General features: G+C 35.0%; 8 protein-coding genes and 1 tRNA gene. 1 reads left to right on the top strand and 8 read right to left on the bottom strand.

The features are described 5' to 3' along the window. Nucleotides 1-141: 141 nt before the first annotated feature. The 4 genes from recO to ABWO41_RS11285 all read right to left on the bottom strand — a co-directional run bounded on the left by recO (nucleotide 142) and on the right by ABWO41_RS11285 (nucleotide 3,507). Nucleotides 142-867: a DNA repair protein RecO gene (recO, locus tag ABWO41_RS11270; protein ID WP_353137746.1), complete on the bottom strand. Its 726-nt coding sequence runs from the start codon at nucleotides 865-867 to the stop codon at nucleotides 142-144. Nucleotides 868-875: 8 nt separating this feature from the next. Next, on the bottom strand, nucleotides 876-2,261 hold the full coding sequence (locus ABWO41_RS11275; protein ID WP_353137748.1) for a glycoside hydrolase family 28 protein: 1,386 nt from the start codon (nucleotides 2,259-2,261) through the stop codon (nucleotides 876-878). A gap of 116 nt (nucleotides 2,262-2,377) precedes the next feature. Beyond that, nucleotides 2,378-2,450 (bottom strand) — tRNA-Lys (locus ABWO41_RS11280). A gap of 145 nt (nucleotides 2,451-2,595) precedes the next feature. Beyond that, a complete protein-coding gene (locus tag ABWO41_RS11285) occupies nucleotides 2,596-3,507 on the bottom strand; it encodes a TIGR01777 family oxidoreductase (RefSeq protein WP_353137750.1) in 912 nt (303 codons plus the stop codon). 89 nt (nucleotides 3,508-3,596) lie between these two features. Here ABWO41_RS11285 and ABWO41_RS11290 point away from each other — a divergent pair, with 89 nt between their 5' ends. Continuing rightward, nucleotides 3,597-3,923 (top strand): (2Fe-2S) ferredoxin domain-containing protein, encoded by a 327-nt coding sequence (locus ABWO41_RS11290; protein WP_353137752.1) that lies wholly within the window; start codon nucleotides 3,597-3,599, stop codon nucleotides 3,921-3,923. Nucleotides 3,924-4,005: 82 nt separating this feature from the next. Here the strand turns inward: ABWO41_RS11290 and ABWO41_RS11295 are convergent, their stop codons facing one another. The 4 genes from ABWO41_RS11295 to ileS form a co-directional block, all read right to left on the bottom strand. Continuing rightward, entirely contained in the window at nucleotides 4,006-4,707 is a 702-nt protein-coding gene (locus ABWO41_RS11295) for a DUF2490 domain-containing protein (protein ID WP_353137754.1), read from the bottom strand. A gap of 66 nt (nucleotides 4,708-4,773) precedes the next feature. Continuing rightward, nucleotides 4,774-5,376: a lipoprotein signal peptidase gene (locus tag ABWO41_RS11300; RefSeq protein WP_353137756.1), complete on the bottom strand. Its 603-nt coding sequence runs from the start codon at nucleotides 5,374-5,376 to the stop codon at nucleotides 4,774-4,776. Beyond that, nucleotides 5,376-5,759, bottom strand: coding sequence for a TraR/DksA family transcriptional regulator (locus ABWO41_RS11305; protein ID WP_353137758.1), 384 nt, complete (start codon nucleotides 5,757-5,759; stop codon nucleotides 5,376-5,378). Before ABWO41_RS11305 ends, ABWO41_RS11300 begins: the two co-directional genes overlap by 1 nt. A gap of 4 nt (nucleotides 5,760-5,763) precedes the next feature. After that, nucleotides 5,764-9,159, bottom strand: coding sequence for an isoleucine--tRNA ligase (gene ileS / locus ABWO41_RS11310; protein WP_353137760.1), 3,396 nt, complete (start codon nucleotides 9,157-9,159; stop codon nucleotides 5,764-5,766). Between the last annotated feature and the right edge of the window lie 652 nt (nucleotides 9,160-9,811).

Here is a 9,811-nt window from a genome sequence, read left to right on the forward strand (position 1 = left end):
AGTGACCCTCTGCTTGTAAGGCAGATGCTCTGAACCAGCTGAGCTAAGCCTCCATCTTTTTATCTTAAAGAACTTGTCTTTGTCCCGTTTGGGACTGCAAAAGTAATTTCTTATTTCATATTTGCAAAATTTTTTTTCACTTTATTCTAATACAGTTTCTAAAACACTCCTGGATTTAATACTTCCAAAATTGTCTATATGAAGACCGTAATAATCTATTACGCTATTTAACAGATACTTGCGAGAAACATTATTTAACTGCAAGCTTTCATATTCCTGAAGCGGAATTCTTACAATTTCTAAAAATTTCTCTATAAATTTTTCTTCGATAAAAAAAGCATGAGGGGGCTGATGTTTAGAAAAAGAACCGGCTTTAAGATCAAAATAAGAACAGGAATCTGCGAAACTAAGGTCTGGATAAAAACCTAAAAACCGCGTTAACTTCATCAGGAAAACCAAATGAAAATTAGCAACGCTACTAGTTACGTGATCTAACAACTCTATAGAACTATATATAAATTCGAAAAGAATAGCATCATCTACCTGCTCTTTAATAGATTTATAGATGATCTCGTTCAAGAACATTGCTATCGAGCTTTTAGATATATCATAAGGAATTGAAGTAAGAACAGGAAAACTCCTTAAGTCAGATACCTTGTGAATACTATTTGTTGATTTATGATAAACCACCATATCCAATAAATGCAAAGCCTGTAACATATTCATTTTTATCTTTGCTTTTGGCCTTTTAACACCATTTATTAAATAAGATTGTATCCCAAATTTCTCAGTGTAAATCTTTGCTACAACACTACTCTCCGAGTAATCTGTCACTTTCAATACTATCCCTCTGGTTTTATGTAGCATTTTTACCGCTATTTTGCACTTGAAGGGACTTTAACCGTCTCTCCAATAACAACATCATTAAACACAATATTTTCGGCATTTGTAAAGCTTAAAGCAGTTTTACAGGAATCTATTTTCACATTGGTAAATTGGATATCGCGTACCTTTTTTGTTGGATAACCCTGAATAACCAAACCGGAGTTTGAAACACGTCTGCATTTCAAATTATTTACAAATACATTTCTGATATCGGTCTCAAACCCCTTTCCCTCTCCATGGTAATAAGAAGTAACAAAAAAACAGTCTTCAACTTCCCCAAACTCAACGTTATTCACATAAATATCTTTAATAAATCCTCCTCTGTCGGGATTAGATTTTAAATATATACCTCGTTTACAATAGCCGCCATATGTACAGTTTTCTACAAAAACATTTTGCACTCCTGCAGACATTTCGCTCCCAATTACCACCCCATGCAATCCTTTAAATCTACAGTTACGAATTATAATGTTTTCTGAGGTAATACCAATTCTTCTGCCTTCATAGTCCCTTCCTGCCTTTATTGCAACATTATCATCAGCATTATTAAAATCTATATCTTCAATTAAAACATTCTTAGAATATTCCGGATCGAAACCATCGTTATTTTTATTAAACGCGTTGAATTTTACTTTCCTTGCCGTGATATTTTCTGACTTTAAGAAATGCACACACCAAAAAGGAGAATTTGTTATAGTCACTCCCTCTACCAGAATATTCTTACATTCAAAAAACTGTATAAATTGCGGTCTAAGAAAATGACCTTTACCAAATTGCCGTTTTTCTACTGGAATATTATCATGATTCATTTTCCGACTCAATTCCTGACTCCGCTTTTGTTTGCCATGCCACAAGTTGAATGAATCTTTAGCATTTCCGTCTATAGTTCCTTCCCCAATAATAGCGACATTTTTAACCTGATATGCATATATAAAAGGGCTATAATTATACAAAAAAGTTCCTTCCCAGCTAGTCAATACGGTAGGAAGATAATCTTTAGGGTTCGAACTAAAAATTAATTTAGCCCCTTTTTGTATGTCGATAGACATATTATCAACCATATGAATGGGCCCATTGAGTAAATAAACACCTGGAGGAACAATTATTCTAGCCCCATTTTGCATTTTACAGGCCTGAATTGCTTTATCGAAAGCAGGCTTGCTATCCGATAAAGAATCTCCTATCGCACCAAAATCAGTTATTATTAATTTATTTTTCGAAATCATTGGGGGAATTATATTCTTCAAAACATGATCTCGCTTTTGCTCTCTTGATAATTCTTCTTTTTGAAAAAAACTACACGAAGAGTTGAGAAATAAAGCGCATACAATAACATATTTAAATTTTAGTCTTGCTTTCATTGATTCCTTATTCATTTCGATAGTTAAATCATAAATTTAACTGATTATGCCAAATTAATTCAATTTTATATTCAACGGCAATGTTTTTTTGGTAAAAACAAAAACGCCCCACATTTCTGTGAGGCGTTTTGTGATCCCGCTGGGATTCGAACCCAGGACCACTACATTAAAAGTGTAATGCTCTACCAGCTGAGCTACGGAATCTTACTTTATTGATGTTTTGTTTTCAGTAAAGTTGTGCAAAGGTAATACTTTGGGTTATATGCTCCAAATGATTTATAAAGAAAAAAGCACTCATTCCATTAAGTATCTATTTATCAGTTCAAAAAAATTCTGTTCAAATTTATCTTTAACCTTTTATTAGAAGATCATCCAATGCAAGTTCTAATGTAGGATAACAAAATACAAACCCTGTATCCAACAATTTCTGAACTCCCATTTTTGTGCTTCCAAGCAAAACAATACTCATTTCCCCCAAAGCTAACTTAAGAACAAAACTAGGAACAGCCGGCACCCAAAATCTCTTCTTAAGCTGTTTTGAAAGAATTTTCGAAAAATCTTTATTCCTTAAAGGTGAAGGTGAAGAAAGGTTATAAGTTCCTGAGATTTCATGCTTCACAAAGTAAATATAAGCAGCTACAACATCTTTAATATGAATCCATGACATCCATTGTTTGCCATTCCCAAAAGGTGACCCCACACCCAATTTAAAGGGAATTATCAGTTTTGGTAGCGCACCTTTCCTATTGTCTAATACAACACCGGTTCGTAATTTCACTATACGGAGTCCATATTGCTTGCCTTTATCCACAGCTTGTTCCCATAAAAAGCAACATTTTCCCAGGAAGTCATTCTTTGCCAAAGCCGTCTCCTCCATAAGCTCTTCACCTCTGTCGCTATAATAACCCGAGGCAGATGCCGATATTATTGTTTGTACACGATGGTCTGTTTTCTCTAACAGATCATAAATTAATTCAATTGATGCAACCCTGCTTTGAATTATTTCCTCTTTTCTTTTTTCCGTCCACCTTTTATCGGTAATACCAGCACCAGCTAAATGAATTATAATACTTACGCCTTCCAAACACCTTTCATCAATTTCTTTTCGCTCAGGGTTCCATAGATAAGTAGTAACTCCTAAAATTTGCTTTTTGTTACCTCTACTTAAATGGTTTACCTTATAACCTTGACTTAATAATTCTCTTGTTAAATGGAAACCGACTAATCCACTTCCGCCAGTAATCAGGATCTTTGTAATCATATAACATTTAAAACCATTTTCTGGCAATTTAGTTTAGAACATTGCCGTAGTTTTCTTGTTTATAGTACCTTTGCTCAAAATCTATTAAGATGAGACAGAAATATAAAAAACATATATTCGTTTGTACAAACCAACGTCCGGAAGGGGCAAGAGTATGCTGTGGAGAACAACACGGTTTAGCATTAACTGCAGCATTTAAAAAAGCTGTAAAAGATAATGGGCTGTTAGCAACCGTAAGAGCTCAACGCGCCGGATGTTTAGAAACTTGCGAACTGGGTCCGAGTGTGGTAGTGTATCCGGAAGGCATTTTTTATGGTAGAGTACAGCTATCTGATGTAGAAGAAATTGTTAGGGAACATATTATGAACGATAGAATAGTAGAGAGACTTGCATTAGATTTTCCAACAGAAGAATAATATCTCAATAACCTATTTTTCTTAAGATACCTATACTCTTTTATCTCAGAAATCATAATGTGCTCTTTCTGTTTTAAATCTGCTAAAATCTGGTATAAGCAGCTATTTGAATAATATGATTGGTTAGTCCTCCATTTCTCTGCTTTATTCGCTGATTCATGTATCCCAACTCTAAATCAAAAGCTGGTGCGAAACGATAACCAAAAGCTCCATAGGCTCTATTCTGATCGAAAAAATGATTATTCATCTTGTCTTTATTTTGGAGGTTAAGAAAAAGCTCATTTTGAAGCCCCACAAAGATTCCTTTTTGAAAAGCACCCTCATGTTTTGACAAAGGCATTAAAGTTCTTAAAAAGTACCTCAAACGCTGTGAAAATAGATCTGATTGTACTTGCTCGATAAAACGCTGTTCCAATCTAAAACGATGAGTAAAACTTTGAGACTTTATTTTTTGAATATAGATAAGCTGTTCCCAGACTCTATGTTCAGTAAGATTTATATCCTGCACATCAGATTTAATTTTACTATTAATAAACCCATATCCTAATGTACTGTTAATTTGGTTATTAAAGAAAAAAGTTATCCCCGGCCTAACCAGAACGTTTTTTAGGTAATCAAACTCATCAGAGCTTCTTGCTTGAACATCCAGATGAAGCCCTAATTTAGGATTTAATCTTTGGCTATGAAAAATTGCTGACCACCCGCTAAATTCCGGATCTTGATTGGCCAAACTTCTTACTGAAAATAAAATGGATATTGCTAATAAAAGAAACTTGAATCGCATAAAAATAACTAAGGTTAAACCTTAAAAATAAAAAAACCCTCCGAAAATCGAAGGGTTTTTATGTTTTTAGTCTTCTATAACTTCACTATTAGGCGATGGGACTTCTTTTATCTCTTCTTTAAAATAAATCTTCTGGTTTAGAAGTATAATAAAAACTCCTACAGAAATCGCGGCATCAGCAATATTAAACACCGGCCTGAAGAATATAAACTCTTCTCCGGCCCATACCGGAAACCAATCGGGAAAATTCCCTCTGAAAATAGGAAAATAGAACATATCTACCACTCTCCCGTGAAATAGCTTCTCGTAACCATAAATCACTCCATAAAAGACAGAGTCTATAATGTTACCCAAAGCCCCTGCAAAAATCATAGCCACACATAAAATAAAGCCACGATGGTATTTATGCTTAATTAAGTAATGCAGACCGTAACCTATGCCTCCTACAGCTAGTATTCTGAAAAGAGACAAAGCTAACTTACCAGCCTCGCCACCGAATTCCATTCCAAAAGCCATTCCATTATTCTCTGTAAAGTGAATAATGAAAAAGTCTTTAATAATATGGAATTCCTGACCAATAAACATGTTTGTCTTGATCCATGTTTTTAATACCTGATCAGCAATTAATATAAGTAGAATAAGGATAATCGGTTTACTGTACCCTTTCATTAATTCTGTTTTAATTTAGCTTCCATACTTAAAGTTGCATGAGGTACCGCTTTTAAACGCTCTTTTTGAATAAGTTTTCCTGTCTCTCTGCAAATACCATACGTTTTGTTTTCAATTCTAACCAAAGCAGCTTCTAAATTTTCAATAAATTTTTTCTGTCTTGCCGCCAATTGATTAATCTGTTCTTTCTCTAATGTTGCAGAACCATCTTCTAATGTTTTAAAAGTTCCGGCAGTATCATCTGTACCATTCGCATTAGGATTACTTAGCGAATTCGCCAAAAGAGCCAGCTCTTCTTTTGCACTATTTAACTTTGTAGTAATTAACTCTTTGAACTCTTGAAGTTCTGCATCTGAGTAACGGTTTTTAGCAACATTTTCCATAGTCTTAAATTTTACTTAGCAAAATAAATAATTTAACGTCTTCTATTTCTATGCTATCTCCTTCTGTTAACTCCGAAAGTTGAAGTTCTTCAGAAAGGGTTTCAGCACAAATATATAATTTATTTTTATCCACAGATTTCGAGATTAACGGGTTATCCTCCAATATCACACGAATTTTATCTGTTACCTCAAAACCTTTATCTTTTCTAAGGTTCTGGATACGGTTAATGATTTCTCTGGCAATTCCTTCCTCTTTCAATTCCTCTGTTATCGTAACATCCAGCGCTACAGTTAATCTTCCAATATTAGTCACTTGCCATCCTGGTACATCCTCCGCAATAATCTCTACATCGTCTATAAAAATATCGAATGTTTGACCTTCAACATCAAAAACAATGTTTCTGTTTGCCTCAAATGTATTTATTTGTTCATCATTAAGGTTAACCAGGTAATTTCCAACAGCTTTCATATGCTTGCCCACCTTTGGCCCCAAAGATTTAAAGTTTGGTTTTATCTTCTTCTTAATAATTCCAGCTGTATCGGTAATATACTCAATTTCCTTAATATTGGTCTCAGACAAGATCAATTCTTTAACCTTTTCTATCTTTGCCTGAAAAGAAGCATCTAATACAGGTAACAGGATTTTATTCAATGGCTGACGGACATTAATTCCTACTTTTTTACGTAATGATAAAACCATTGATGAAATGTCCTGCGCCAACTGCATTCTTTCTTCTAAGGCTTTGTCTACTAATTCTTCATGATAAACCGGAAAATCTGCTAAGTGTACAGATTCTACAGTCTCTCTCTGAGTTTCGTTATTCAAATCATTAAACAATCTATCAGAAAAGAACGGTGCAATAGGAGACATGAGTTTAGAAATAGTTTCTAAACAAGTGTACAAAGTTTGGTATGCAGAAATCTTATCTTCTGAGTAGTCACCTTTCCAAAAACGCCTTCTGCTTAATCTTACGAACCAGTTACTCAAATGCTCATCAACAAAACTTTGAATTGCCCTTGCAGCTTTTGTAGGCTCGAAATCTTCGTAAAAGCCATCTACCTCTTTAGTCAAGGTATTTAATAGAGAAATAATCCATCTGTCAATCTCCGGGCGCTTGGAAATATCTATATCGGCCTCGTTATATTTGAAACCATCTATATTTGCATACAGCGCAAAGAATGCATAGGTATTGTATAAAGTTCCGAAAAACTTCCTTCTGACTTCGTCTAATCCTTCTAAGTTGAATTTAAGATTATCCCATGGCGAAGCGTTGCTGATCATATACCAACGCGTAGCATCAGCACTGTACTGCTCAATAGTAGAAAACGGATCTACTGCATTACCAAGACGTTTAGACATCTTATTTCCATTTTTGTCTAACACAAGGCCATTTGAAATAACATTTTTAAAAGCGATCCCCTGATTACCGTTTAATAAATTTACGGCTTTAATATCAGAAGAACATTCACTTAAAAGTGCTGCAATAGTATGTAAAGTGAAGAACCACCCCCTCGTTTGATCTACTCCCTCTGCTATAAAATCCGCCGGGTAAGCTTTCGCAAATTCTTCTTGATTTTCGAACGGATAATGCCATTGTGCATAAGGCATAGCTCCGGAGTCAAACCATACATCAATCAAATCTGGCTCGCGGAACATTCTTTCTCCTTTAGAAGAAACCAATACCACGTCATCCACATATGGGCGGTGCATATCTTTTAAACGGAATCCTTTTTCCATGAAGCCTGCCTCTGCTGCTTCATCAATTTTTGTATTCAGTTCTTCAACAGATCCTATACAAATTTCTTCAGCCCCATCCTCAGTTCTCCATATTGGAAGAGGTGTGCCCCAATATCTGGAACGAGAAAGGTTCCAATCTACCAAATTCTCTAACCAGTTACCAAAACGACCAGTTCCCGTAGATTCAGGTTTCCAGTTTATATTTTTATTTAAAGCTACCAGTTTATCTTTAATGGCTGTTGTTTTAATAAACCAGCTATCCAAAGGGTAATAGAGTACCGGCTTGTCAGTTCTCCAGCAATGAGGATAACTGTGTTCATATTTCTTTACATCGAAAGCCTTATTCTCTTCCTTAAGTTTGATAGCAATAAGAACATCTGTCGGTTTAAAATCTGTAGCTTTTCTCTCTTCATCAGAATAATATTCCTCTTTTACAAACTTTCCTGCAAAATCTGTTACTTCTTCAATAAACTTACCTTGTTTGTCTACTAGAGGAAATTCATTTCCTCTTTCATCCTTAATCATAATGGAAGGAACACCGTTTTCTTTAGCTACCCTAAAGTCATCTGCACCATAAACAGAAGCTATATGAACTATCCCGGTACCATCTTCTGTAGTCACAAAATCGCCCGGAATAACTCTGAAGGCTTTTGCTTCAATTTCTTCACTGCTTACATATGGTAACAGTTGGAAATATCGCAATCCTATTAATTCTGCGCCTTTAAACTCTTCTGCGATTTCCCAGGGAATTAACTTATCCCCCGCCTTATAATCCTGAAAAGATAAATTCTGTGCATCCGCTTTAAAATGTTTGGAAATCAAATCTTTTGCTAATACTACACTAACAGGCAAATGGGTGTATTGATTAAAAGTCCTGACTTTGACATAAGTAATATCACTTCCAACAGCCAGGGCACAGTTTGAAGGAAGTGTCCAGGGTGTAGTTGTCCAGGCAATAATAGATGTGTCTTCCTCCTCTGTTTCAAATAAACGCGGAACCAGAGGATGCACTTGGTCTCTCTTCAACCTGAATTCAGCCACAATAGAAGTATCTTTTACGTCTCTGTATGTTCCGGGCTGATTTAGTTCATGGGAACTCAATCCGGTACCAGCTGCTGGTGAATAAGGTTGAACGGTATATCCTTTATATAAGAAACCTGCTTGATGTAGTTGTTTCAATATCCACCAAAGCGATTCAATATAATCATTTTTATAAGTAATGTATGGATTATCCAAATCTACCCAATATCCCATCTTCTCGGTCAAGTCGTTCCACACATCTGTATAACGCATTACCTCTTTTCTACAAGCTTCATTATAAGCTTCTACTGTAATTTCCTTACCAATATCTTCCTTTGTAATTCCTAAGGATTTTTCAACTGCCAATTCAATAGGAAGACCATGTGTATCCCACCCTCCCTTACGCTTTACTTGGAATCCTTTAAGAGTTTTATATCTGCAGAAAATATCTTTGATAGAACGCGCCATAACATGATGTATACCTGGCATCCCATTGGCAGAAGGTGGGCCTTCAAAAAAAGTGTACGGCTTAGAATCTGGCCTATTATTTATACTTTTTGTAAATATATAGTTGGCTTTCCAACTTTCTAAAACCTCTTTCCCTATTTGAGATAAATTCAGTTGTTTATATTCCTTATACATCAGCTAATACTTCAAAATTTAAGGTTGCAAATTTACGAATTATGAACCTGAATTTCATTTTTGTTTTGAAAATTAAGACTTTATAATTTAAAAAGTCTGTCTGCTTTGGTTCAATAATTGATATAATTTAAGTTTATTGACTATTATTATGCTCCGGAAAATAATTTACGCACTAAAATCTTCTACTTTATTAGTCCTGATAGGAATAATATTATATGCTTTTGGCGTCCAATATTCTAAATATTTACTTGGGACAGGGCTTATTTCTTTATCAATCGCAACGTGTATATATGTTCTATTCTTATTTAAGCGTTATGGAGATAAAACTCCAATTAGATAAATGAGCTAATCAACGTATCACAAATTTATTAGTATCATATATAGTATCCGCTTTACTTGTTTTCATGGAGAGCAAAAAGCAATTATCATTTATAATTAAACAAATATTTAAAATTAAATTTTTTCGAGAGACTAGCTCTTCAGGACAGAAGAAAACTAGCAAGATCTAGACAATCGGCTTTAGGTTAACCGTATGTTGATTTGATATGTATGGTTTAAGCAGGGAGGGCGAGGGAAGGAAGGACCTGCGCGGTGCCCGTTGCTATTATTGCTGTTTCTGTTTAGCCGGGGGCCACAAATGCAAAAGGCCCTG

The sequence above is a fragment of the Pseudopedobacter sp. genome, from assembly GCF_040392825.1.
Classification (GTDB): domain Bacteria; phylum Bacteroidota; class Bacteroidia; order Sphingobacteriales; family Sphingobacteriaceae; genus Pseudopedobacter.